This window comes from Pseudomonas sp. LBUM1662 (genome assembly GCF_059695915.1).
The window spans coordinates 1,611,819-1,635,174 of the sequence record NZ_CP166793.1 but is presented as its reverse complement, the minus strand read 5'-3'; the positions used below and the strand labels follow the sequence as shown (position 1 = coordinate 1,635,174).

Genomic DNA, 23,356 nt, shown 5'->3' with positions numbered 1-23,356 from the left:
AACAGTGCAGACGGCCGCCGACGGAGAATCGCTCCGTCGCCCTGGCCATCGCCAAAATCATTCCAGTGTTTCACACAGACTCTGAACAGAGCCTGTCTGCCGATCACATCGGGTCATTGCGTCGCAGCAATTCTTCCGGCAAGTGTTCGATGTATTCGTCTTCGGCCGGTGGCATCTGCAGGTGGTAGCCCTGCTTCTCAAGGTTTTCCAGGACCACAGTGATGTCCTCGCGCGACAATTTGCGCTCGGGGGTCAGCACCAGGTCGAAAGCGTGATGAGGTTTGCCGAAGGCGGTCATCAGACTTTCCGGGACACGCTCCAGTGCATCGCTTTTGAGCACATAGAGGTACATCTCGTTTTTCTTCAGGCTTCGATAAATGGAGCAAATACGTTTCAAGGCTGTTCTCCGGCGGTGGCCAGGCTGTCGAGCAGCGCCTGGCCCATCAATTCGCGGCGCCAGCCACGCAGCGAATCAGGCAATTGGTAAGGACCGTTGGGGTAGCCGCTCTTGAGCAGCGCTTCCAGGGTTTTCTTGCGCAGCATCAGTTCCGGCGCAATGTTCAGGCGCTCGGCTTCGGCCTGGCCGATCGCACGCAGCTGTTTGATCAGGTTGGCGGCGTCAACCGGCAACGGCTCCGGCACGGCGGGCGGCCATTGATCTGGCGACACACTGCCAGAGCGCTTGATCAGATCAAGCAGAAATTCGCCGTCCTGACGCACGGTACGCGGGTGCATGTCTTCGATTTTCGCCAGCGCGCCGAGGTTGTCGGGTTGCGTGCGCGCCAACGGCCACAGCGAATGCTCACGCACGATGCGGTTGCGCGGCAGGTCGCGGGCACGGGCTTCGCGCTCACGCCAGGCGCACAGTTCGCGCAACACGGCGAGTTGGGCGCGGGAGAGTTTCCAGGCCAGTTTGGCGTCGCGATAGACCTCGTACGGATCGACCTCGCGGCGCAGGTTGGCCACCAACTCGGCGCCGTCTTCCAGGACCCAGGCGTACTTGTCGTCAGACAGCTTCGGACGCAGCTGTACGAAAACTTCCGCCAGGTGCAACGCATCTTCAGCGGCGTAGCTGATCTGGGTGTCGGACAGCGGACGTTGCAGCCAGTCGGAACGGGTTTCGCCCTTGGGCAGGTCGATGCCGAGCACTTCCTGCACCAACCGCGAATAACCCATCGAGAAACCGAGGTTCAGGTAAGCGGCGGCCAGTTGCGTATCGAACAGCGGCGCCGGCAGGCTGCCGGTCAGGCGCAGCAACACTTCGAGGTCTTCGCTGCAGGCATGGACGACTTTGACCACGGCCGGGTTTTCCAGCAACGCGGCCAGAGGCTGCCAGTTATCGATGGTCAGGGGGTCAATCAGGTAAGCGCGTACGCCATCGCCGATCTGCAGCAGGCCTGCAATCGGATAAAAGGTGTCGACCCGCATGAATTCGGTGTCGAGGGCAACGAATGGCAGCTGCTGCCACTCGGCGCAAAACTGACCGAGGCTATCGTTGTCGCGAATCCAGTGAATATCGATGGCCACACGGCTCTCCCTTGAAGAATGGCGCGCAGTATATATCGCCCCCGGCGATTTCCGCGCATCCACTGAACAAGAGCTTTAGCGAAAAGACCTGCCAGACGGCAAGAAATGTCTGACAAGCGGAGGTTAACTGGCCTTACGCAGCACGTAGACCCGCATCCGCGCACAACCGGGCAGGAAGTCCTGGTGACTGAGCAAGCAGAAACCCGCTTGCCTGAATTCGGCTTCGACCTCGGCCTTGCCGGCCAGCTGCCGCGGGTGGGCGCCCGCGGTGCCTGGTCGACGCAGCTTGAAATGCGCATCGATCCGTACCGCCACAATCACCGTATCGCGACTCACGCGGTGGAACTCCGCCAGCAGGGCCAAGCGATGCTCCGGGCAGTCGATGTGCTGAAACAGTTGCATGCAAAAAATGCTGTCGACCGCGTTCGCCGACAAACCGAGGGTGAAGGCCGAACTCTGGAACGTTTTGATCCGCGCGAGCAGGCCCTGCGCATGGTGAGTCTGGGCGTGATTGAGCATGTCCTGCGACGGATCGGACGCGAGGATCACCCGGTTCGCGTGTTCGGCCAACACCGGCCAGTAACGTCCGGCGCCGCACGCTACATCAAGCATCAAGCCCGGTTCGCCAGCGACCTTGAGCGCGTTGCGCACCAGTTGCTCGTCGCGCCAGAAGGTCAAGCGCCCCGCTAGGCCACGCGGTCGCGGCTGAAGGCAGACGCGGGCGTGTTCCTGATCGTAGCGCCGGGCGAACTCAAGCTCGATGGCGGAGGGGGGTTGCGCGGACATGTGCAATGACTCTTGTAGGAATAAGTACCGAACGCAGGTTAGCGACCGGCAGGTGAAAAAAAGGTCGAAACACTCACTCTTTGGCCAAGACGCCGTCGATCACCGCACCGCGACAACCGGCAAACATGTCCAGGTCCTGGTTGTAGACCTTGCTGTTGACCTCCAGCAAACCGAGCATCGAATGGAACAGGTTGTCCTGGCTCAGGGGTTTGTCGCGGCTCAGTTGCAGGCAATGGGTGTCCACCGAGAACGACTTTTGGTAGCTGTCGGAGAACCACGCCAGCATCGCCACATGCTTCTGCTGATCCGGCGCCAGCATGTAAGGGGTGCCGTGGAGGAACAGGTTGTATTCGCCCAGGGATTCGCCGTGATCCGACAGATACAACATGGCGGTATCGACTTTGTCCTGATTGCTGCGCAACAGATCGATCAGGGTCGACAGCACATGGTCGGTGTACACCAGCGTGTTGTCGTAGCCATTGATGATACTTTCGCGGCTGCAGTTATTCAGTGCGTTACTTTCACAGACGGGCGTGAAGTGTTCGTACTCTTTCGGGTAGCGCTTGAAGTATTCCGGGCCATGACTGCCCATCTGGTGCAGGACCAACACGGTGTCTTTATCCAGGGTGTCGATGAAGTGCTGCAAACCTTGCAGGAGGATTTCGTCGCGGCATTCACTGTTGGCGCACAACACCGGGTCCTTCAAGTTGCTGACGTCATCGAGGGTGACCCGGTCGCACGTGCCTTTACAGCCCGATTGATTGTCACGCCAGATCACGTCCAGGCCAGCGTGCTTGAGCACGTCCAGCAGGCCTTCTTCGTTCTTTGCCTTGCCGGCGTTGTAATCCTTGCGGCCCATATTCGAGAACATGCAGGGCACCGAGACGGCTGTTTCCGTGCCGCAGGAATGCACGTCGGTGAAGGCGATCAGGCCGGTTTCCTTGTCCAGTTTGGGTGTGGTGTCGCGGTTGTAACCGAGGATGCCGAAGTTCTCGGCCCGGGCACTTTCGCCCACAACCAACACCGTCAGGGATTTACGGCCGTGGGTCTGCCAGGCAGGATTTCGCTGGGCATCTTCACCGACTTTGACGAAAGGCTGATGAGCGGAGACAACTTGCTCACGCAGGTAGCCGAACGTCGCGGCGATGTAGTTACTCGGCACCACCATCAGGCGCAGTTCATGGTGATTGCGAAACAAGGAGGCCAAGCCCTGATAGTTCACCAGCGCAACGCCACCGATGACCACAACCGAAGCGACACACACCAACGCCTTACTTAATAACTCACGGTGCCAGCGGCGATAATTAACCGGTATCTGCCACAACAACCAGGAAGGCAAAACACCCAACAACAGAATATAGACAAACAACTTGATCGAGAGTAAGTCACGCACTTCCGTCGCGTTAGTTTGTGCAAAGTTGCGCAACATGCCGGTGTCCATCAGCACACCGTATTGACTCATGAAGTACGCGACTCCGGCGCTGATGATGAAGATCAGCATCAACACCGGTTTCATCACGCGGCGAAACGCCAGAAGGGTCAGCACAATGTTGAAGGCCGCCAGAATCATCACGCCGAATGCGACGCGCATGACGATGCCTTTACCGTCCATGGCGGTGATATCAAACAAGTGCTGCCAGAGCACTAGATTAAAACCTGTTAAAAGAAAGGCGCTGGCAATCAGTGTCACCCATTCGGGGCGCACGGGTTTGAACTTCAACATGATGGTTGGCTGTTCCTGAAAAGAAATGCCTTCGGTAAATGTGAAAATTTCATTTACCGTGACAGCACTAACTTTAGGCAGCCAACCATCAATTTTTTGTGAAAAAGAAGCCAACGATTAGTTGGCTTCAGGTAGTAGATCGACACTTTTAACTTATTTGAGAATGGTTCAGCTTTTGTTCAGGCCTGATGCAAATACCAACGCCAGTCCTGCTCACCGACCTCGCCCATGAACTGCCGATACTCAGCACGTTTCACCGCCAGGTACACGCCGAGGAACTCACCGCCGAATGCTTCACGCGCCCAGGTCGAACCTTCCAGCGCCCGCAACGTGGTCAGCCAATCGGTTGGCAATAATTCCGTGGCCTGGGCGTAACCATTGCCTTCCACGGGTGCGCCCGGGTCGAGCTGTTCGCGAATGCCGCGATGGATGCCGGCCAGAATCGCCGCGGCCGCCAGATACGGGTTGGCGTCGGCACCGCAGATGCGGTGCTCGATGTGCCGGGAGAAGGCCGGCCCGCCGGGCACGCGCAAACTCACGGTGCGGTTGTCCACCCCCCAGGTCGCCGCCAGCGGCGCGTAGCTGTTGGTCTGGAATCGACGGTAAGAGTTGGCGTTCGGGCAGAACAGCAGCAACGAATCGAGCAAGGTGCTGAGCATGCCGCCGACTGCGTGTTTGAGCAGCGGCGTGCCGTCTGCGGATTCGCTGGCGAACAGGTTGTTGCCGTCCTTGTCCGCCAGGCTGACGTGCATGTGCATGCCGGTGCCCGCCAGGTCATCGAACGGTTTGGCCATGAAGCAGGCGGCCATCCCGTGTTTATGCGCGACGCCTTTGACCAGCCGCTTGTAGCGCACTGCTTCGTCCATCGCCTGCAAGGCGTCGGTGCGGTGTTCGAGGGTGATTTCCACTTGCCCCGGCGCGTATTCGGAGATCGCCGTGCGCGCCGGAATGCCCTGCAATTTGCAGGCGCTGTAGAGATCCGCCAGGAACGGCTCGATCTGCTCCAGCTCCCGCAAGCCGTAGACCTGTGTCGAACGCGGGCGCCCGCCATCGACGTCCCGCGCTGGTTGCGGCCGACCGTTGCTGTCGCGCTGCTGATCGAGCAAATAGAACTCCAGCTCCGCCGCCATCACCGGGTAATACCCGTCGGCCTGCAAGCCTTCGATGACTTTCGCCAATAAGTGACGAGGGTCGGCAATTGTCGCGGGCATACCCTCCTTCGGGTGCATGCTGACCTGCACCGCCGCCGTCGGAATCAACCGCCACGGCATGCGCGTCAGACTGCCGCTGATCGGGTACGCCCGGCAATCGATGTCGCCAACGTCCCAGACCAGGCCTGAGTTTTCCACGTCATCGCCGTTGATGGTCAGGCCGAGGATGGTACTCGGCAAAGGCCGACCGCTTTCGTACACCGCCAGCAGTTCATCACGATGCAGCAACTTGCCCCGTGGCATGCCGTTGTTGTCGAGGATGAACAACTCGAACATCTCGATATCCGGGTTCTGTTCGAGAAAGGTCAGGGCTTCTTGCTTCGTGGCGAAAGAGGTCGTGGCACAACTCATGGGAATTCTCTTTTTTCCGCGTCAGGCAAACGCACAGGCGCTACCGGTTTGATCCCGGCGCACAGCGCGGGACCTGTCAGAAGAATCAACGGGAAAGGCAGGAATCCGGTGGGCGCGCATGCCGGCAGTGCCAGAGCGCCCAAAAGGCTAGTTCAGAGGGAAGTGCGACGGGGCAACCGTCCATAGAAATAACCGCAGAAAACAGATGAGCAGCAGCGTCACACGGGTGGTCAGGTCGTTAAATCGGGATTTGAAGAACTTTGGGTGTGGGCAGACTAAACAATCAATCGCCCAAACACCCCATATCCCCTGTGGGAGCGGGCTTGCTCGCGAAGGCGGTGTGTCAGTCAATGCATGTGCCGACTAACACACCGCTTTCGCGAGCAAGCCCGCTCCCACCACAGGGGGACTGTGGTGTGACGGAGGTATTTAATTTTTAAATACCGCTGCGGACTATCTGATTTGCGGCCTCCCGCCCTCGCGCGCCTAATCGGCTCCTGTTTATTCAAGGTCCGATTGATGGAAAACGTTCGCGCAACCTCCCGCCCTGCCCTCTGGCTGATGGTCAGCATTGTCCTCGTGGCCCTGAACCTGCGCCCGTCGATGGCGGCAGTCGGGCCGTTGTTGTCGGCCATTCGCGGGGACATCCCGTTGAGTTTCAGCCTGGCTTCGCTGCTGACCATGTTGCCGGTCATGGCGATGGGGCTGGCGATGTTCTTCGGCCTGAGCGTCAGCCAGCGCCTGGGTGAACAGCGCACCGTGGTGATCTCGCTGCTGATCATTGGCCTGGCCACGGTGTCGCGGTTGTTCGTGGACTCGGCAATCGAACTGATCCTCAGCGCCATGCTGGCCGGCATCGGTATTGCGCTGATCCAGGCATTGATGCCGGCGCTGATCAAATCCCGCTTCGGCGACAACGTTGCCGTGTGCATGGGCCTCTATGTGACGTCGATCATGGGCGGTGCGGCGATAGCGGCATCCTTTGCGCCCCTGGTGATGACCCGCGCCGGCAGTTGGCGCGTGGGGTTGGCGATCTGGGCCGCGCTGGCACTGGTGGCGTTGCTGTTCTGGAGAGTCGGGCGTGCGGGGACATCGACGCCGACGACAGCAGCACCACGCAACACATCATTCTTCACCAATTCCCGCGCCTGGTTACTCGCGATCTTCTTCGGTTTGGGCACGGCGTCCTACACCTGTGTACTGGCCTGGTTGGCGCCGTACTACGTGGAAAAGGGCTGGAGCGAACAAAACGCCGGTTTGCTGCTGGGCTTCTTGACGGCCATGGAAGTGCTGTCCGGGCTGGTGACCCCAGCCATCGCCAACCGCAGCCGTGACCGGCGCCTGGTGCTGGTGGTGTTGCTGGCGCTGATCATGGCCGGTTTCTGCGGGCTGATCCTTAGCCCGCAACACTTCAGCCTGCTGTGGCCGTGCCTGTTGGGACTGGGCATCGGCGGCCTGTTCCCGATGAGCCTGATTGTGTCGCTGGATCACCTCGACAACCCGCAACACGCCGGTGGCCTGACAGCCTTCGTGCAGGGCATCGGCTACCTGATCGCCGGCCTCTCGCCGCTGATGGCCGGGATGGTGCGCGATCAACTGGGCAGTTTCGAATGGGCCTGGTGGTGCCTGACCGCTGTCATGGCACTGATGATCCTGATGGCCCTGCGCTTCAATCCGCGGCATTATTCGCAACAATTTCCCGCCACTGCCTGAGCACGCTGTTCATCAGCGTTCAGCAGTAAAGGCCTCTGGCCATGTTTGCCCGTATTCATTTCACACGTCGTGTTCGGAACACTTTCTGTCCCACAACCGACCATGAAACGTCCTACAGGGCATTCTCCTGGCACCATCGTTCCGTTAGGATCGTTCGCACACGTTTGCGCACAGTCAGCGCAAGGAGCACAGCGAGACAGAACGGATGCTTAACAGTAACTTGCTTAGAAAGCTCGATATGCAGGACCTCATGGTGTTTGTCGCCGTGTATGAGCAAAGCAGCGTCACCGGTGTGTCGGAGGCGCTCTGCGTCAGCCAGTCCACCGTGAGTTACTGCCTGAAAAAACTGCGCACCAGTTTTGAAGACGAGTTGTTCATCAATACCCGCACGGGGATGCGCCCCACGTTCAAAGCCAGCACCATGTACACCCATGTGCTGAAGATCCTCGAAAGCATCAACCTTTGCCACGCCGGCGCCCAGGCGTTCGACCCGACCTTGCAACCGGTGACGTTCAATATCTGCGCGCCGGAATACTTCGAGCAACTGATCCTGCCGCGCCTGTTGAAAAGCTTCGATTTCGCCGACCTGCCGGTGATGGTCAACATGCACAAGTTCGAAACCGACATCCCGAGCGAGGACCTGCGCGATGGCAGCCTCGACCTGGTGATTTGTTTCGGCCCACATTTTCATCGCAGCCACAGCGACTTCAAATCCCGGATGTTGCTGGAGGATGACCTGGTCTGCGTCTTCGACAAACGCGCCACGCCACTGGAACCACGTTTAAGCCTGAAAGCCTTTGTCGAACGCCGGCATGTGTTTCCGACGCCGTGGACATCCACCACCAACATGGTCGATGGCTGGCTGGCGCAACAGGCACACAAACGGCAGATAATCGCGCGCTCCAACAGCTACAGCGCGGCGCTGAAAATGATTACCGGAACGGATTTCATCCTGACATTGCCCCGCCGCATCCAGCAATTACTGGCCAACGAGGCAATTTTCAATCATTGCGAAGCGCCCAACGGCTTGCCGGGTTTCACCCTGGACATGCTGTGGAGTCAAGGCGTCGATCAGGACAGCGCCAACACCTGGCTGCGCGAGCAAGTGATCAAGGCCTGCGCCGAGCAGGAATTGGCCTGAAACTCAGTGGCCGATGGCCGTCTTGGTGTAGGACTCTCGATCGATGTCGAGAATCTCCACGCACAACTGGACTTCAACCCCCGTCGGCCATTCACACAGCTCCTGCACCACTGCCAGCAGGCTTTCGGACAACTGCTTTTTGATCTGCGACGAGCGACCGCTCAGCAGCGCCAGCTTCACATGCACAAACGCCCGTTCCGCCATCGCCGTGCCGACCTTGAAGGTTTCGACCTTCACCGCGCGGCTCTTGATGTCGAACTCCGCAGCAAACTGACCGGAAGCCACCAAGGCATTGTTGAGCCGGATCAACGCCACGTCGGCGTTCAGCCCGGGCAGGTTGGCGGTGTATTCCATGTGCAGGTGGGGCATGGTTTGATTCCTGATGGTGTGCAGAAAGGTCCTACATATAACACAGCGTCGTCTGACTCATAGGGACAGCGGCAATTCCGGGCGCTCACTCATGAACGCCTCCAGCCGCGAGCGCAACCAGCGCTCGGCCGGGTCGGTATCGACATGACTGAGCCAGACCATGGACAAGTCCAGCGTCGGGGTCTTGAACGGAAAGGGTTCCTTGAACAGTTGCCCTGAGGCGGCCATCGCCTCGGCCGTGTAATCCGGCAGGCTGGCGATCAGGTCGGTGCCGGCGAGCAAGGCCGGCAACGAACTGTATTGCGGCACCGACAGCACGACCTGACGCGTACGGCCGATCTCCGCCAGCCATTCATCGGCGTAGCCACTGACGTTGGCCGTGTGCGACACCAACACATGCGGGCGGGCGCAATATTCATCGAGGGTCAGGGGGGTGTCCGAAGCATCGGCGCGCAGGATGCTCGGCTGGATGTGCCGCAGCAATTTGCGTTTGGCATTGGCCGGCAGGCCGCGGGTCTGGCTGATGCCGACCGTGATATCGCCGGAGGCCAGCAAGTCGGGAATGCGCCAGTAATCGACATGCTGAACCACGAACACCACCTTCGGCGCTTCCTGGCGCAAGGACCGCAACAGCGGCGGCAGCAAGCCGAACTCGACATCGTCCGACAGCCCGATGCGAAAGGTCATGGTGCTGGTAGCCGGGTCGAAATCGTGGGTCAGGCTCAAGGCCACCGACAGCGAATCCAGCGCCGGCGACAGGTGCAGGATGATTTCCTCGGCCCGCGCCGTCGGTTCCATGCGATGACCGACGCGAATGAACAGCGGATCGTTGAACATCGTCCGCAGGCGGTTGAGCGCGGCACTGATGGTCGGCTGGCCGAGAAACAGCTTCTCCGCCACTCGCGTGACGTTGCGCTCGAGCATCAACGTCTCGAACACCACCATCAGGTTGATGTCAGCCTTGCGCAGTTCGTTGCGATTCATTCATTACCCCCGTTCCCCGACACTTCAGGCAGTGTAGAAAGGCGCGACGGGGGCGTCTACGGGCGCCTTCCCTCAATTGACCGTCAAGGTCTTCAACCCGAGCGCGAGTTGTCGAGCGTCCTCGCCGATTCCGAACTGTTTCGGGCTGACCGCGTCGGCGAACTGCAATTGCAAACTCAACACACCCTGGCGCGATACCCGCTCTTGCATCTCGGTTGTGAGGCGCACATCAATAACGTTGCCGTCGGCCTGCTCAAGTTGGGCATTCAATGCCGGCAGGCCGTTGATACTGATGACGACACCCTGTCGAGCATGTCCAGGAGGTAAAAACGCCGTGGTCTCCAGACGCAAGGAATGCACGGGCGCCGGCGCCCGGAACATGACTTCAGCGCTGGCACCTTCGGACCAGGTGCCCCAGAGTTCGGAATCGGACCACCCCTTGGCCAGCAGCGCCCTGCCCTTGCTGCCGTAGCTGAATGGCGTTTTTTGTCCGGGTTCAACGGACGGAACCAGCTCCAGCGGGTTGATCTGCGGGGCCGCCTGCAGGCACTCGCTGCACTGCTTCCAGCCCGGAGCCAACACCGTGAAGCCGTCAATCCGGGTAAACAGATCCTTTGAGGTATCGACGTTCATCACGGCCTGAAGCAGCGCACGTTCATCCAGCAAGTACAAAGTGTCGGCATCGTACTTTCCAGATGCCATTAAACCTGCCGTCTCCCGGTCGGCGCGTTTCCAATTGGCAGTGTCCATTCGCCCAAGGTAAACCGCATTCGTTGCCATGCCATGGGCGCCGGCAAAATCAGCCACCGCCATCCAGTGCGGGGAGAGATTCTGCGGAACAATCCATCGAATATTCCGGTAATGCGCCGCAGCACTTTCCCAGAAGGGATCGACCATGGGCGATGCCCATTTCGAAGCCGGTTCAACCATCAATTGTTTGCGAACCACCGCCCAGCCGGCGTGAGTGTCCAGCACCTGGATCAGTAGCGCCAGTGACAGCAGGCTCACAGCGGTGCGGGGTGTATTGGCGCGAATCACCAGGAAAATGATGGCGAAGATAATCGCGTAGTACACCGGCCAGAACATCCGGCCCGAGGCGCGGAAGATGTTGGCGATGGAAATCACCACCGGCGGCAGCGGATAGGTGAACTCCAGCAAGCCCATAGCCACATGGTTTGATATCGCGAAAACAGTCAGCCCCAGCAACGCCAACAGTAGAAACGGGCGCCGTTTCAGCTGTTGCCTGAAGCCGGTATGACCTTGAAGCAAACCGACCACGGCACAGATGCCCAGCGTGATCAGCCCAAGTCCGAGGAAGACAAACCCTTCGCCGTCACCGAACCCTTGAATACCGGGCAGATCCTTCAACAAATAGGACCAGTTCCCTGAATCGAACAGTGACAGCAGGTTCATGGCGTACAGGCCAAAACCATCGGATATCGCGCTGTCGCCGCCCACCGAAAAATACCCGGCCTGCCAACAGCAAAAGCTGACCAGCGAAAACAGCGCAATGAATTCGACTAACGCCGACCGTAGCGTCAGTTCTTTCCTGGACCAAACGGCAGCGAGATTGGCGATCCAGATCACTGCCACCATTGCCAGAAAGTAAGCATGAACCAACGCGGCGGCCGCCAGCAGCGCCCCCCAGGCCAGATGTCGACGCTGCAGTTGCGGATGCAGCCCCAGGTACAACGAGGCCAGCACCAGGAAATGCCCGCCCAGGGACAAATGAAAGGGCATGCGCATGAGCATCGGCGGAACAAAAAGGAACAACGCCGTACTCACGGCCCGTATACCGACGTGCGAAGAAATCAGCCCGACCAGTTTCCAGGCGAACCACGCCTGCAGGACGAAGCAGGTCAGGAGCCAGAGGCCAAAATACTGAAAAGGCATCGGCAACAGCGAGGCGAACGGTTTGAACAGGAAGGCCAGCAGCGGATTGGAATCAGAGAAAATGATGCCATTGCTCAACTCCAGCCCGTAGGACGGATTGAGCCCGAGGGGAAAAGTCCACGGCGACTGCCGGAAAAACACCGACCCCAGATAATGGGTTGCCGGGTCACCGTTGCCCAGCCACGCAATGTTCATCGGGTTTAGCGCCCGTGGCCCGGCAACGATGAAAAAAGCCACAACACCGATCAACAGGGGCACCAGGTTGAGCGGCAGGCGTTTAGCGAAATCCTTCATCGATACGTCCAGAAGTTATGCAATACAAAGGTGAAGGCCGGAAGGGTCAGCGCCACCGCGCCGATCCCCAGCAAATAATGCAGCCCGGCCATTTGTGCGGCCCAGGCCACCAGCATCGCCAGCAGAAAACCGGCAACGGAAACCATCATGAAGCGCAGCAGCGTTCGGCCGTGCAAGCGGGCAGAAAAGCTCCAGGTGGTATTGATCAGGTAAGACACCACCGTCGCCACGGCAAACGCCGCGCCATTGGCCAAGGGTGGCAGAGGCAATACGTAATGGATGAACAACACGGCCACCAGCGCATGCAGGGCCGTGACAAACAACCCGGTCACGGCAAAGCGCAGGCCACGCTGGATCAAGGCGGATTTTTCGGCTGACGTCACGGCTTCTGCGCCAGGACAAATACCGTCAGCCCTGCCAGACGATTCGCGCCCATGAACGGCAGCTCGACGCTGCACAGCGTCTTCAAGATCGTATTCACCAGCGGGTGGTGCTGCTTGAGTTGCGAACGCGGTGGCGACGGTTGCGCCCCTTTGGGCAGTAACCGCAGGGTGGCGGCAATCGGAAACACCAGGCCGAAGTAGTAAGCGCCCTGCTTCACGGTCAAACCGGCCGCCCGAGCCACCGTCTCCAGCTGCGGCAAGGTGTAGCGGCGCTTGTGTTCGAGGAAGTCATCGTGCCCGCTCCAGAGAAACTGGAACGCTGGCACTGTCATCAGGAAACGGCTGCCGGAGGGGACTTTATCGACGTAGGCCTTGAGCAACCCGACGTCGTCATCGACATGTTCCAGCACGTCCATCAGCAACACCAGATCGGCGTCCACCGCGTCGATATCGCGACGGTAGTGCACCGGTTTACCGGCGGTGGTGGCGTCCGAATCCGCGTCGTAACTGATGTCGACGCACCACGCTTCACGGGCCGAGGAATGCGTCAGCAAATGGTGGGAAAAGAACCCGGAGCCTGCGCCCACGTCGAGAATCTTTTCAAGCGGCGTGTTGCCCAGCATTCGCGTCGTAGCTGCTGCTTTGGAGGCGTAATACCAATGCTGGTCGATGCTCGAACCGAGGATGTCGGTTTCCTTGAGATCCATGGTTCAGTCCTTGGGGTCGTAGACACGGCGCACCAGATACACCGGGCGGCGTTTTGACTCGATGTACGTCCGGCCGAGGTACTCACCCAGCACGCCGATGCCGATCAATTGCAGGCCGCCCAAAAACGTGACGGCGACCATCAGCGAGGCGTAACCCGGCAAATCGACGCCGGAGACCAGGGTGCGCACTACGATAAAAATGGCGAACGAAAAGGAGATCAGCGAGACGAACAGCCCCAGATAGGTCCAGATGCGCAGCGGTTCCGTACTGAAACTGGTGATGCCTTCCAGCGCGAAGTTCCACAAGCGCCAACCGTTGAATTTGGACGCCCCTGCCACCCGCTCGAGGCGCTCGTAGTTCACGTGAGTGGTGCGAAAGCCGACCCAGGCAAACAGGCCTTTCATGAAGCGTCGGGACTCGGGCAAGGTTTGCAAGGCATCCACCACGCAACGATCCATCAGGCGAAAATCGCCGACGTTTTCCGGAAGGTGTTGCTCGGCGATTTTGTTGTGCAAGCGATAGAACCAGTTGGCCGACGTCTGCTTGGCCCAGGAATCGCTCTTGCGACTCACACGATGGCCCAGCACCACTTCATAGCCTTCACGCCACAGGGCGATCATGTCGAGGATGACTTCGGGCGGGTCTTGCAAATCGACATCGATCGGCACCACCACTTGGCCGGTGGCGGTCTGCAAGCCAGCGGTCAGGGCCGCTTCCTTGCCGAAATTGCGGCTCAGGTCGACGATGCGAAGGCGCGCATCGGTCTGTTGACGTTCCAGCAGCAGGTCGAGCGTGGTGTCGGTGCTGCCGTCGTTGACGAAGACCATTTCCAGACTGACCAGCGTCTCATCCTTGAAGACGTCAGTGATCCGCGCGATGAACAAATCGATGGTCGCCGCTTCATTGAATACCGGTATCACGAGCGAAAGCTGCAAATGCCCGGCCAGTTGCGTTCCGTGCTGATGAGTCAATTGATTGCTCTTTTTTATAGTGATTTTTCTACAATCCGAAGCCGACGACAGCTGACTGTCGCCATGAGTCGTGTCGTATTAAGCAGGACCGAGGGAGGTGATGCAAGGGCGAAACTGCGGGGGTTTTGGCCATTCGCGCCGACCCGGTTGCGTAGGCTGAAATATTTTCAAATGCCTGGAAACAAATGCCTGATGGCCAAAAAAGCCAGCTCCGCTAGGCTTGCCCCCGATGCGTCACACAGGTTGTCGCAATTACCCATCGCATGGAGCGAGCAGAATGTATTTCGAGATTTACAGGCAATCCAAAGGCACGCCGAGCACCGGGAAAGGACAATGGCGCTGGCGCTTGAGGGCGGGGAATCACGAGACGATCGCCAGTGGCGAATCGTATGTGAACAAGGCGGATTGCCTGCATGCCATCGGGTTGATCAAAGGGGTTGAGGGTGAAACGCCGGTGAAGGAGATCTAAACCAAAAACCAATGCCGAAACTGTTCAGGTTATGAGCAGCTTCGGTATTTTGGGTTGATCTGACTGGCCCCTTCGCGAGCAAGCCCGCTCCCACAGGGGATTTGTGAACGCCACAGATCCAATGTGGGAGCGGGCTTGCTCGCGAAGAGGCCCGAAAGTTCACCCTCAAGCCCTGGCCAAAAGCCCACTTTTAGCCAGGCAACGGATACAACGCATCATCAAACTGCGACAGCCGCGGAAACTGCATCGGCTGATCATCACTCAGGTGCTCCAGGCGCTGCTGATAACTCTGCAGGAAATCCTTGCGCGCTTCGTCACTGATGTACGGCACATGCCACGCCACAAACGGTTCCAGCACATCAAACCCGACATACGCCAGCGTGCCGCGCAGGATCGGCCGTAGCATGTCCTGCAGCGGACCGTGAATCGCGCCATCACCAAACATATGCTCGCGGCCACCCAAGGTGACCGTCACCAGCGCCTTCTTGCCGCTCAATCCGCCCTGGTCGTAAAAGCGTTTGCCGCCGTAGCAGATACCCGACACCAGCACCCGGTCAATCCAGCCCTTGAGTATGGCCGGGGTCGAGAACCAGAAAATCGGGAAGTTCAGGATCAGCAAGTCAGCCCACAGCAGCTTGTCGAGTTCTTGCTGGATGTCCGGCGCCAGCGACTGGCTTTTCACCCCCAGTCGCTGCTCCAGCGCATACACCAGGTACTCGGGGTTCTCCCGCGAAGAAAAGTCATCGGCACTGGCCACCGGATTCCAGTTCATTGCGTACAGGTCGCTGACCTGGACCTCATGACCCTGGGCCTCGAGTGTCGCCACCGCCTGGTCACGCAGTGCAGCGGTAAAGGATTTTGGCTCCGGGTGAGCGTGGACAATCAGTACTTTCATGGCAATCCCCTAAACGTTTACAGGTGTTGAATCGGAGGACGATAACGCGCGCGTGGCCAGCAACCGGTCGAGCCAGTCGGGGTCCATTTGCGGTTCGGATGAAAACAGCAGGCCGGTGTAATCCTGATGCGGCGGGGTAAAAATGGCGCTGCGCGAGCCGTGGTCAACCACCCTGCCCCGCTGCATCACCAGCACCTCATCGGCAATCGCCCGGACGGTGGCGACATCGTGGGTGATGAAGAGATAAGCGACGCCCAGTTGCTGCTGGATACGGTTGAGCAGTTTCAGCACGCCTTCGGCCACCAGTTGATCCAGCGCCGAGGTCACTTCGTCGCAAATGATCAATTGCGGATCGGCCGCCAACGCCCGGGCGATGCACACGCGTTGCTTCTGCCCACCGGACAGCTCTCGGGGTTGGCGCTCCATGAAGGTCGCCGGATCGAGTTCGATCATCTCCAGCAGTTCGGCCACCCGTGCGCGCATCGCCTTGCCCTTGAGCCCCAGGTAAAACGTCAGCGGCCGACCGATGATGTCGACGATGCGCTGACGCGGGTTCAGTGCCGTATCCGGGATCTGGTAGATCATCTGGATGCGCCGCAGTTGCTCCTTGCTGCGCTGACGAAAGTCCGCCGGCAACGCCTCGCCGTCATACAACACCTGGCCTGATGTTGGCGACAGCAAACCGGTGATCAGCCGCGCGGTCGAGCTCTTGCCGCTGCCGGACTCGCCGATCACCGCCAGGGTCTGGCCGCGATACAGGCTCAGCGATACATCGTGCAGCACCGGTTGATGACCATAACTGGCGCAGCTCTTGCGCAATTCCAGCAGCGGTTTTTCCTGCTGCGGGCACGGCTTGGGTTCGGTACGAAAGCTACGCACCGCCCACAGCGACTTGGTGTAATCCTCTTGTGGATCGCCGAGCATCTTGCGGGTTTCGGCTTCCTCCACCAGTTTGCCGTGACGCAGCACCATGATCCGGTCGGCCATTTGCGCGACCACCGCCAGGTCGTGGCTGATGTAGATCGCCGCGCTGCCGTAGGTCGCCACCGCATCGCGAATGGCCGCCAGCACTTCAATCTGGGTGGTGACGTCGAGGGCGGTGGTCGGTTCGTCGAAGATGATCAGGTCGGGATGGCACGCCATGGCCATGGCGGTCATGACCCGTTGCAACTGCCCGCCGGACACCTGATGCGGGTAACGCTGGCCGATCTGTTCCGGATTGGGCAAGCGCAGCACCCGATACAATTCCACCGCTTCCGCCATCGCCTGGGCGCGGCTCATGCCACCGTTTTTAACGGCGGTTTCCACGTGTTGATCAATCAAGCGATGAGCCGGGTTGAACGACGCCGCAGCGCTTTGTGCCACATAGGCGATCCGCAGGCCACGCAGTTTACGCAGTGCTTCGGGTTTGGCGTGCAGCAGGTCGATGCCATCGAACTGCACCGAGCCGCCGGTGATCCGGCAGCCATCGCGGGTGTAGCCCATGGCGGCGAGGCCGAGGGTCGACTTGCCGGCCCCCGACTCGCCGATCAGCCCCAGCACTTCGCCGCGTTGCAGGGTCAGATCAATGCCTTTGATCAACGGGTGCCAGGCGTCTTCGTAATGGCCTTCGATGTGCAGGTCGCGGATGTCCAGCAGCGGCTTTTCGTTTTTTATCGCAGTCATGTTCAGCACTCCTTGAGGCCGCTGGATTTATGCAGCATCCAGTCGACGACGAAGTTGACGCTGACCGTGATCAACGCCACGGCCAGGGCGGGCAGCAAGGGGCTGACATCGCCGAAAGTAATCAGCACCGCGTTGTCGCGGACCATGCTGCCCCAGTCGGCGGTGGGCGGTTGAATGCCCAGGCCGAGAAACGACAGCGCACTGATGAACAAAAACACGAAACAGAAGCGCAGGCCGAATTCGGCAATCAGCGGCGCGGCAGCGTTGGGCAATACCTCGCGGGTCACCAGCCACCACAGGCCTTCACCGCGCAAGCGTGCGGCTTCGACGAAGTCTTGCACCACCACGTTCATCGCCACGGCCCGCGACAGGCGAAACACCCGGGTGGCGTCCAGCAGCGCAATCACCAACACCAACGATGTCGCGGTGGTGCCGACCACGCTGAGGATCAGCAAAGCGAAGATCAGCTGCGGAATCGCCATCAGGATATCGACGACCCGCGACAATCCCTGATCGACCCAACCGCCCTTGATCGCGGCGATCAACCCGCTCAGGCCGCCAAGCAGGAACGCCAGCACCGTGGTCAGGAAGGCGATGCCCAAGGTGTTGCGCGCGCCGTAGACCAGGCGGCTGAACATGTCGCGGCCGAGGTTATCGGTGCCCAGCAGGAACTGGCCACTCCAAGGGGCGAAGCCTTCGCCCACCACTTGCGTTTCGCCATATGGCGCCAGCACCGGGGCGAACAGCGCCACGAGGATGTACAGGATGATCACCAGCATTCCGAACTGGGCACTCAGCGGCGCCCGGACCAATTGTTTGAGCAGGCTCATGTTCTACCCCTTCGGATGCATCAGGCGTGGGTTGCTGGCGATGGACAGCACATCCGCCGTGGTGTTGAGCAGGATGTAGGTCGCCGCGAAAATCAGGCTGCAGGCCTGGACTACCGGGATGTCGCGCTTGGCCACCGAGTCCACCAGCAATTGGCCGAGGCCCGGGTAGACGAACACCACCTCGACCACCACCACGCCGACCACCAGATAAGCGAGGTTCAGCGCCACCACATTGACGATCGGTGCCAGCGCGTTGGGCAAGGCGTGACGGAAGATGATGCGCGACTGGCTGATGCCCTTGAGGCGAGCCATTTCGATGTACGGGCTGGCCAGCAGGTTGATCAGCGAGGCGCGGGTCATGCGCATCATCTGCGCGATCACCACCAGGCTCAGGGTCGCGACCGGCAGCACCGAGCGTTCCAGCACGGTGCCAAACGAAGCGTCCGGCGCCAGGTTGGAAATGCTCGGGAACCAGTTGAGCTTCACCGCGAACACCAGGATCAGGAGGTAGGCGACGAAAAACTCCGGAAACGATACGGCGCTGAGGGCGCTGGTGTTGAGCAAACGGTCGAACCAGCTGTTGCGATACAGCGCCGCAAGCATCCCCAGCAACAACGCGAGCGGCACCGACACCAATGCTGCCAGCGCCGCCAGGCTGAAGGTGTTGCCCAGCCGCGAAGCGACCAGGTCGGCGATCGGCCGCTGGTTGGCCAGCGAGACGCCGAGATCACCTTGCAGCAGGTGCCCGATCCAATGGCCGAAGCGGGTCAGCGGCGGCAGGTCCAGGCCCAACTGCGTGCGGAACGCCGCGACGGTTTCCGGGGTGGCGGATTGGCCGAGCATGGCCTGGGCGATATCGCCCGGGAGCATGCCGACGGCGAGGAAGATGATCACTGATACCGCGAAGAGCGATAGCAATCCCAGCGCCAGGCGCTGCAAGAGCAACTTGAAAATACTATTCATCATGCGATTCCTTGAATCGGGCACGCTCGCGAAAACGGCGAATTTCCAAGGTGGGAGCGGGCTTGCTCGCGAAGGCGGCGTGTCTGTCAACGAATGTGTTGAATGTGAAACCGCTTTCGCGAGCAAGCCCGCTCCCACAGTAGATCTTCACTGGTTTGGAGATTCCTTACGCCTGCCACCAACGCTCGATGACGCGCAACCCATCCAGCTCGCCATAAGGCGCAGTCTGCCCGCCGTGCGCGACGCGGTTCGAGCGTGCCGCCACCGAGCTGGCGAACAACGGCACAATCGCCCCGCCATCGTCCCGGCACAGCGCCTGCATTTCGTTGTACATCTCGCGGCGCAACGGGTCGTTCATCTCGCCGCGGGCGGCGTTCAGCAGTTGATTGAAGCGCGGGTTATCCCAATGGGTTTCGTTCCACGCCGCACCCTTGGCGTAACCGATGCTGAACATCCGGTCGGCCGTCAGGCTGCTGTACCAAAAGGACGTGGTGAACGGTTGTTTCATCCAGACGTTGGAGAAGAAACCATCCGCCGGCTCGCGAACCACGTCGATATCGATCCCGGCCTGACGCGCCTGCTCCTTGAACAGCACCGACGCATCCACCGCGCCGCTGTACGCCGCATCAGACGCTTGCAGCTTGACCTTGAGCGAATCGACGCCGGCCTGGCGCAGGTAGAAACGCGCCTTGTCCGGGTCGTAAGTGCGCTGCTCCAGCGCCGTGTTGATAAAGCGGCTGCCGGGCTGGATCGGATGGTCGTTGCCCACCAGTCCATAGCCATACAGCACCGAAGCCAGCAGGGTTTCGCGATTGATCGCGTGCTTCATCGCCATACGAATGTTGCTGTCCTGGAACTGCTGGCTGTCGCACAACATCGGGAAGGTGTAGTGCTGCGCGCCCTTGGTTTCTTCAATCACCAGGTTCGGATTACGCTTGAGCAAGGCCACGGTTTTCAGGTCGACCTTGTTGATCACATCGACTTGCCCGGTGACCAGCGCATTGATCCGCGCCGCGCCATCGGCAATCGCAATCAGCTCGGCACTGGCGAAATGCGCCCGGCCGGGTTTCCAGTAATCGGGGCTGCGTTCCAGCCCCATGCGCACGCCCGGTTCAAAGTCCTTGAGGCGATAACCGCCGGTGCCGACTCCGGCCTGCCAGTCCGCCACACCGTCCTTGGCCGGCATGATGACCAGATGGTAATCGGCGACCACATAGGAAAAATCGGCGTTGCCCGACTTCAGCTCGAACACCACGCTGTCCGTGCCCTGGGCGCTGACCTTGGCGACGTCGCCCAACACAGTCTTGGCTGCCGAAGTGGATTTCTCGCTGAGGTGATGCTGGATCGAGGCGACCACGTCGTCGGCGGTCAGGGTTTTGCCGTTATGGAAGGTCACGCCCTGGCGCAGTTTGAAGGTCCAGATGCGCGCGTCCGGTGTCGACGTCCAGCTCTCGGCCAGTTCCGGGATCGCGCTGCCGTCGACGGCGATTTCAGTGAGGGTGTTATAGACCGCGGAGAAGCCGACGAAGGTGAAGGTGTCGACCCAGGAACCGGGGTCTTTTGAGTCGGTGGTGCTGGCGCCCGCCAGCCCGAGGCGCAACACGCCGCCCGGTTTTGGCGTGGCTTCCTGGGCGAAGGCGCCCATCGGCAACCCCATGGAAAACGCCCCCGCGATGGCTGCGGCTGTCGCGCTGTATTTGAGGAAGTCCCGACGCGGAAAACTGAAGTCATGGTTCGCTTGAGTAATGTTGTTTTTGTTATCGCTCATTGCATTGCCCCTGATCACAAGCAAGTTAGTAATGAATTACCGGTTTGAAGCCACGCAAGGCACCGGGCCAAGGCCCGGTGCACAGATCGTTTGAATCGCCCAAGGTCACACCTGGATCGCCTTCACTTCGACAAACTCGTTGAGTCCTTCTTCTCCCCACTCCCGGCCATTGCCCGACTGTTTGTAGCCACCGAACGGCGCCTGATAATTGAACGCCGCGCCGTTGAGAAAGCATTGCCCGGCGCGCAACTGACGCCCGAGGTGCAAGGCACGCTCGGTGCTACTGGCCCAGACGCCGCTGGACAGGCCGAACGGCGAATCGTTGGCGATCTGAATCGCTTGCGCTTCATCGGCGTAAGGAATCAGGCACAGCACCGGACCGAAGATTTCTTCCTGGGCGATGCGCATGCGGTTGTCGACATCGGCGAACAGCGTCGGGCTGACGTAATAGCCGCGCTCGAATTCGAGCACGGTGTCACCGCCACACAGAAGTCGCGCGCCTTCCTGTTGACCGACCTGAATGTAGTCACGCACGGTGCGACGCTGCGCCGCCGAACACATCGGCCCGAGGAAACTCTGCGGGTCCAGCGGATCGCCCATGCGCAGGCTTTGGGTTTCGGCAATCGCCAGCTCCACGGCCTCGGCGTAACGGCTGGCTGGCAGCAACATGCGGGTCAACGCCGTACAGGTCTGCCCGGAGTTGATCATCACGTCTTGCACGCCGTAGCGCACGGCGGCGGCGAGATCGGCATCCTCGGCAATCAACAGCGCCGACTTGCCGCCCAGTTCCAGGCACACGCGCTTCACCGAAGGCGCCGCCGCTTGCGCCACGCGAACCCCGGCGCCGGTGGAGCCGGTGAACGAGACCATATCGACGTCCGGGTGTTTGGCCAGCGCTTCGCCAACCTTCGAGCCCGGGCCGCTGACCAGGTTGAACACCCCCGCCGGCAAGCCAATGGCTTCGATCATCTGCGCCAGCATAAACGCGTGCAGCGGGGTTTCCTGGCTCGGCTTGACGACCACGGTGCAACCGGCGGCCAGCGCGGGAGCGAGCTTGCCGATCAGTTGATGCAGCGGGTAGTTCCACGGGTTGATGAAGGCGCACACACCGACCGCCTCACGGATGACCAGCGAATTGCCGACCTCACGCACTTCGTCCATCAAACCGGCAAGTTCGACGTATTGCTCCAGGCCGATGATGGGCCCGTCGACCTGCACCGAGCGACACCATTGCACCGGCATTCCCAGCTCGGCAGTGATGACCGCGGCCATTTCATCGGCCCGCGCACTTAACTGCTCGGCGAGCGCCCTGATGTATCCGGCGCGAACACTTGAGGGCGTCCGCGACCATGGACCGAACGCCCGACGCGCCGCGGCCACCGCGTTGTCGACATCGCGCTCGTCGCCCAACGGCACCGAACCTGCGACCTCTTCAGTGGCCGGGTTGATCACCTCGGCAATGCCTTGCCCCGACGGGGTTTGCCAGCGGCCATCGATAAACAGCGTCTTGTGATTATGCATAGACTGGGTCTTCCATCAGTTCAGTGGCACAACGAGTGATGCGCTGGCAGGCGTCACGCAACGGCGCCGCCCCCAACACCAACCCCAGGCGAATGTGCCCGGCAGCGCTCGGGCCGAAGGCTTCGCCGGCCAGCACCGAGACGCCGTGACGATCAAGCAAACGGTCGGCAAACGCCTGGGCACTGAGCCCGGTGTCGCGGATATCGACCATCACGAACATTCCGCCATCGGGTTTCAAGGCACGCACACCGGGACAGTCGGCCAGGCATTCGCAGACCAGATCCCGACGTTGGCGATAGGCTTCGCGCATCGCTTCCAGTTCCGGCAGGTTGCTTTCGAGTGCGACGACGGCAGCGTCCTGCACGAAATCCGGCAATCCGTAGAGCATGCACAGCGCGAGATTTTCCAGGTGCGTGGCCAGTGCCGGCGGCGCAATCGACCAGCCGATGCGCCAGCCGGTCATGGCGTGGGATTTCGACAGGCTGTTGAGCGTCGCGGTGCGTTCGGCCATGCCCGGCAAACTCGCCGGGCTGATGTGTTCGCCGTCGAACAACAGTTCGCTGTAGACCTCATCGGAAATCAGCCACAAGTCGTGGGTGATGCACAGTTGTGCCAGCGCCTGCCACGTGTCGCGCGACAAACTGGCGCCGGACGGGTTATGCGGACTGTTGAGCGCGAGCGCCCGAGTGCGCGGGGTGATGCGTGCGGCGACGTCTTCGGGCAGCACCCGAAAACCGTTTTCAGAACGCACCGGCACTGGAATCACCACCGCGCCACAGGCACCGAATACGGCTTCATAGGTCACGTACATCGGCTCGGCGACGATCACTTCATCGCCCGGATTCAACACGCACTGCGCAACGCAGAACAACGCGCATTGCGCCCCGGCGAGCACGGTGACTTGCTCGGCCGAGACGTGCTGGCCGCTGCGTTTAGCGTAATGCCGGGCGATGCTTTCACGCAGTGCACGTTTACCGCGCACGTCGGCGTAGTGGGTGTTGCCGGACAACAGGCTGTCGATAGCGGCCTGCACAATCGGCACCGGCGTGTCGAAATCCGGGTCGCCGACTGACAACAGCAGGATGTCCTCACCCTGCTCTTGCAGCGCCAGTGCGCGGTAATGAATGTCCCAGGCGGCAGCGCCGTCACCAGCGATGCGTTGCGTCAGATCGGAGAAGCGCATGGCGGTAT

The 23,356-nt window shown here is 60.4% G+C and carries 21 protein-coding genes; 3 read left to right on the top strand and 18 right to left on the bottom strand.

Annotation, left to right across the window (positions count from 1 at the left end; all coding sequences use genetic code 11):
- Nucleotides 1–103: 103 nt before the first annotated feature.
- The 5 genes from ACA049_RS07320 to ACA049_RS07300 all read right to left on the bottom strand — a co-directional run bounded on the left by ACA049_RS07320 (nucleotide 104) and on the right by ACA049_RS07300 (nucleotide 5,598).
- Nucleotides 104–397, bottom strand: coding sequence for a YcgL domain-containing protein (locus tag ACA049_RS07320; RefSeq protein ID WP_497334277.1), 294 nt, complete (start codon nucleotides 395–397; stop codon nucleotides 104–106).
- Nucleotides 394–1,527, bottom strand: coding sequence for a ribonuclease D (gene rnd, locus ACA049_RS07315; protein ID WP_497334275.1), 1,134 nt, complete (start codon nucleotides 1,525–1,527; stop codon nucleotides 394–396). The genes ACA049_RS07320 and rnd overlap by 4 nt, the downstream gene beginning before the upstream one ends.
- A gap of 123 nt (nucleotides 1,528–1,650) precedes the next feature.
- On the bottom strand, nucleotides 1,651–2,313 hold the full coding sequence (locus ACA049_RS07310) for a class I SAM-dependent methyltransferase (RefSeq protein WP_497334273.1): 663 nt from the start codon (nucleotides 2,311–2,313) through the stop codon (nucleotides 1,651–1,653).
- A gap of 73 nt (nucleotides 2,314–2,386) precedes the next feature.
- Nucleotides 2,387–4,036, bottom strand: a complete 1,650-nt coding sequence (locus ACA049_RS07305) for a phosphoethanolamine transferase (RefSeq protein WP_497334271.1) — start codon at nucleotides 4,034–4,036, stop codon at nucleotides 2,387–2,389.
- Nucleotides 4,037–4,215: 179 nt separating this feature from the next.
- Entirely contained in the window at nucleotides 4,216–5,598 is a 1,383-nt protein-coding gene (locus ACA049_RS07300; protein ID WP_497334269.1) for a glutamine synthetase family protein, read from the bottom strand.
- Between the two features lie 519 nt (nucleotides 5,599–6,117).
- Here ACA049_RS07300 and ACA049_RS07295 point away from each other — a divergent pair.
- Together ACA049_RS07295 and ACA049_RS07290 are read left to right on the top strand one after the other, a co-directional pair.
- Complete coding sequence (locus tag ACA049_RS07295) at nucleotides 6,118–7,311, top strand: cyanate transporter (RefSeq protein WP_497334267.1); 1,194 nt, start codon at nucleotides 6,118–6,120, stop codon at nucleotides 7,309–7,311.
- A gap of 205 nt (nucleotides 7,312–7,516) precedes the next feature.
- A complete protein-coding gene (locus ACA049_RS07290) occupies nucleotides 7,517–8,452 on the top strand; it encodes a LysR family transcriptional regulator (RefSeq protein ID WP_497334265.1) in 936 nt (311 codons plus the stop codon).
- Nucleotides 8,453–8,455: 3 nt separating this feature from the next.
- On the opposite strand, the gene ACA049_RS07285 is transcribed toward ACA049_RS07290, so the two are convergent.
- The 6 genes from ACA049_RS07285 to ACA049_RS07260 all read right to left on the bottom strand — a co-directional run bounded on the left by ACA049_RS07285 (nucleotide 8,456) and on the right by ACA049_RS07260 (nucleotide 14,054).
- Nucleotides 8,456–8,821, bottom strand: coding sequence for a 5-carboxymethyl-2-hydroxymuconate Delta-isomerase (locus ACA049_RS07285; protein WP_497334263.1), 366 nt, complete (start codon nucleotides 8,819–8,821; stop codon nucleotides 8,456–8,458).
- A 57-nt stretch (nucleotides 8,822–8,878) separates the two neighbouring features.
- Nucleotides 8,879–9,805: a LysR family transcriptional regulator gene (locus tag ACA049_RS07280; RefSeq protein WP_497334261.1), complete on the bottom strand. Its 927-nt coding sequence runs from the start codon at nucleotides 9,803–9,805 to the stop codon at nucleotides 8,879–8,881.
- Nucleotides 9,806–9,877: 72 nt separating this feature from the next.
- Nucleotides 9,878–11,992 carry a DUF6311 domain-containing protein gene (locus ACA049_RS07275; RefSeq protein ID WP_497334259.1) on the bottom strand — a complete coding sequence of 705 codons (2,115 nt, stop codon included), beginning with the start codon at nucleotides 11,990–11,992 and terminating at the stop codon, nucleotides 9,878–9,880.
- On the bottom strand, nucleotides 11,989–12,375 hold the full coding sequence (locus ACA049_RS07270; protein WP_497334257.1) for a GtrA family protein: 387 nt from the start codon (nucleotides 12,373–12,375) through the stop codon (nucleotides 11,989–11,991). The genes ACA049_RS07275 and ACA049_RS07270 overlap by 4 nt, the downstream gene beginning before the upstream one ends.
- Nucleotides 12,372–13,082, bottom strand: a complete 711-nt coding sequence (locus tag ACA049_RS07265) for a class I SAM-dependent methyltransferase (protein ID WP_497334255.1) — start codon at nucleotides 13,080–13,082, stop codon at nucleotides 12,372–12,374. Before ACA049_RS07265 ends, ACA049_RS07270 begins: the two co-directional genes overlap by 4 nt.
- Nucleotides 13,083–13,085: 3 nt before the next feature.
- A complete protein-coding gene (locus ACA049_RS07260) occupies nucleotides 13,086–14,054 on the bottom strand; it encodes a glycosyltransferase family 2 protein (protein ID WP_497334253.1) in 969 nt (322 codons plus the stop codon).
- A 277-nt stretch (nucleotides 14,055–14,331) separates the two neighbouring features.
- Between ACA049_RS07260 and ACA049_RS07255 the strand changes: the two genes are divergently transcribed.
- Nucleotides 14,332–14,523, top strand: a complete 192-nt coding sequence (locus ACA049_RS07255) for a YegP family protein (protein WP_010462174.1) — start codon at nucleotides 14,332–14,334, stop codon at nucleotides 14,521–14,523.
- A gap of 190 nt (nucleotides 14,524–14,713) precedes the next feature.
- Here ACA049_RS07255 and ACA049_RS07250 read toward each other — a convergent pair whose 3' ends face one another.
- The 7 genes from ACA049_RS07250 to ACA049_RS07220 form a co-directional block, all read right to left on the bottom strand.
- Nucleotides 14,714–15,418 (bottom strand): NAD(P)H-dependent oxidoreductase, encoded by a 705-nt coding sequence (locus tag ACA049_RS07250; protein WP_497334251.1) that lies wholly within the window; start codon nucleotides 15,416–15,418, stop codon nucleotides 14,714–14,716.
- 9 nt (nucleotides 15,419–15,427) lie between these two features.
- Nucleotides 15,428–17,083 carry an ABC transporter ATP-binding protein gene (locus tag ACA049_RS07245; RefSeq protein ID WP_497334249.1) on the bottom strand — a complete coding sequence of 552 codons (1,656 nt, stop codon included), beginning with the start codon at nucleotides 17,081–17,083 and terminating at the stop codon, nucleotides 15,428–15,430.
- Nucleotides 17,084–17,085: 2 nt separating this feature from the next.
- Entirely contained in the window at nucleotides 17,086–17,913 is an 828-nt protein-coding gene (locus tag ACA049_RS07240; RefSeq protein ID WP_497334247.1) for an ABC transporter permease, read from the bottom strand.
- Nucleotides 17,914–17,916: 3 nt separating this feature from the next.
- Entirely contained in the window at nucleotides 17,917–18,876 is a 960-nt protein-coding gene (locus ACA049_RS07235; protein ID WP_497334245.1) for an ABC transporter permease, read from the bottom strand.
- Between the two features lie 166 nt (nucleotides 18,877–19,042).
- A complete protein-coding gene (locus ACA049_RS07230; protein WP_497334243.1) occupies nucleotides 19,043–20,644 on the bottom strand; it encodes an ABC transporter substrate-binding protein in 1,602 nt (533 codons plus the stop codon).
- Between the two features lie 105 nt (nucleotides 20,645–20,749).
- Nucleotides 20,750–22,165: an aldehyde dehydrogenase family protein gene (locus tag ACA049_RS07225; protein WP_497334241.1), complete on the bottom strand. Its 1,416-nt coding sequence runs from the start codon at nucleotides 22,163–22,165 to the stop codon at nucleotides 20,750–20,752.
- Complete coding sequence (locus tag ACA049_RS07220) at nucleotides 22,158–23,348, bottom strand: pyridoxal phosphate-dependent aminotransferase (RefSeq protein WP_497334239.1); 1,191 nt, start codon at nucleotides 23,346–23,348, stop codon at nucleotides 22,158–22,160. The genes ACA049_RS07225 and ACA049_RS07220 overlap by 8 nt, the downstream gene beginning before the upstream one ends.
- Between the last annotated feature and the right edge of the window lie 8 nt (nucleotides 23,349–23,356).

Bases quoted from the DNA above. Each gene is read 5' to 3' on its own strand.
- ACA049_RS07255 (WP_010462174.1), top strand. From the start codon at position 14,332: ATGTATTTCGAGATTTACAGGCAATCCAAAGGCACGCCGAGCACCGGG.
- ACA049_RS07310 (WP_497334273.1), bottom strand. From the start codon at position 2,313: ATGTCCGCGCAACCCCCCTCCGCCATCGAGCTTGAGTTCGCCCGGCGC.
- ACA049_RS07295 (WP_497334267.1), top strand. From the start codon at position 6,118: ATGGAAAACGTTCGCGCAACCTCCCGCCCTGCCCTCTGGCTGATGGTC.
- ACA049_RS07250 (WP_497334251.1), bottom strand. From the start codon at position 15,418: ATGAAAGTACTGATTGTCCACGCTCACCCGGAGCCAAAATCCTTTACC.
- ACA049_RS07290 (WP_497334265.1), top strand. From the start codon at position 7,517: ATGCTTAACAGTAACTTGCTTAGAAAGCTCGATATGCAGGACCTCATG.
- ACA049_RS07300 (WP_497334269.1), bottom strand. From the start codon at position 5,598: ATGAGTTGTGCCACGACCTCTTTCGCCACGAAGCAAGAAGCCCTGACC.
- ACA049_RS07245 (WP_497334249.1), bottom strand. From the start codon at position 17,083: ATGACTGCGATAAAAAACGAAAAGCCGCTGCTGGACATCCGCGACCTG.
- ACA049_RS07285 (WP_497334263.1), bottom strand. From the start codon at position 8,821: ATGCCCCACCTGCACATGGAATACACCGCCAACCTGCCCGGGCTGAAC.
- ACA049_RS07235 (WP_497334245.1), bottom strand. From the start codon at position 18,876: ATGAATAGTATTTTCAAGTTGCTCTTGCAGCGCCTGGCGCTGGGATTG.
- ACA049_RS07220 (WP_497334239.1), bottom strand. From the start codon at position 23,348: ATGCGCTTCTCCGATCTGACGCAACGCATCGCTGGTGACGGCGCTGCC.
- ACA049_RS07265 (WP_497334255.1), bottom strand. From the start codon at position 13,082: ATGGATCTCAAGGAAACCGACATCCTCGGTTCGAGCATCGACCAGCAT.
- ACA049_RS07225 (WP_497334241.1), bottom strand. From the start codon at position 22,165: ATGCATAATCACAAGACGCTGTTTATCGATGGCCGCTGGCAAACCCCG.
- ACA049_RS07275 (WP_497334259.1), bottom strand. From the start codon at position 11,992: ATGAAGGATTTCGCTAAACGCCTGCCGCTCAACCTGGTGCCCCTGTTG.
- ACA049_RS07230 (WP_497334243.1), bottom strand. From the start codon at position 20,644: ATGAGCGATAACAAAAACAACATTACTCAAGCGAACCATGACTTCAGT.
- ACA049_RS07305 (WP_497334271.1), bottom strand. From the start codon at position 4,036: ATGTTGAAGTTCAAACCCGTGCGCCCCGAATGGGTGACACTGATTGCC.
- ACA049_RS07240 (WP_497334247.1), bottom strand. From the start codon at position 17,913: ATGAGCCTGCTCAAACAATTGGTCCGGGCGCCGCTGAGTGCCCAGTTC.
- ACA049_RS07280 (WP_497334261.1), bottom strand. From the start codon at position 9,805: ATGAATCGCAACGAACTGCGCAAGGCTGACATCAACCTGATGGTGGTG.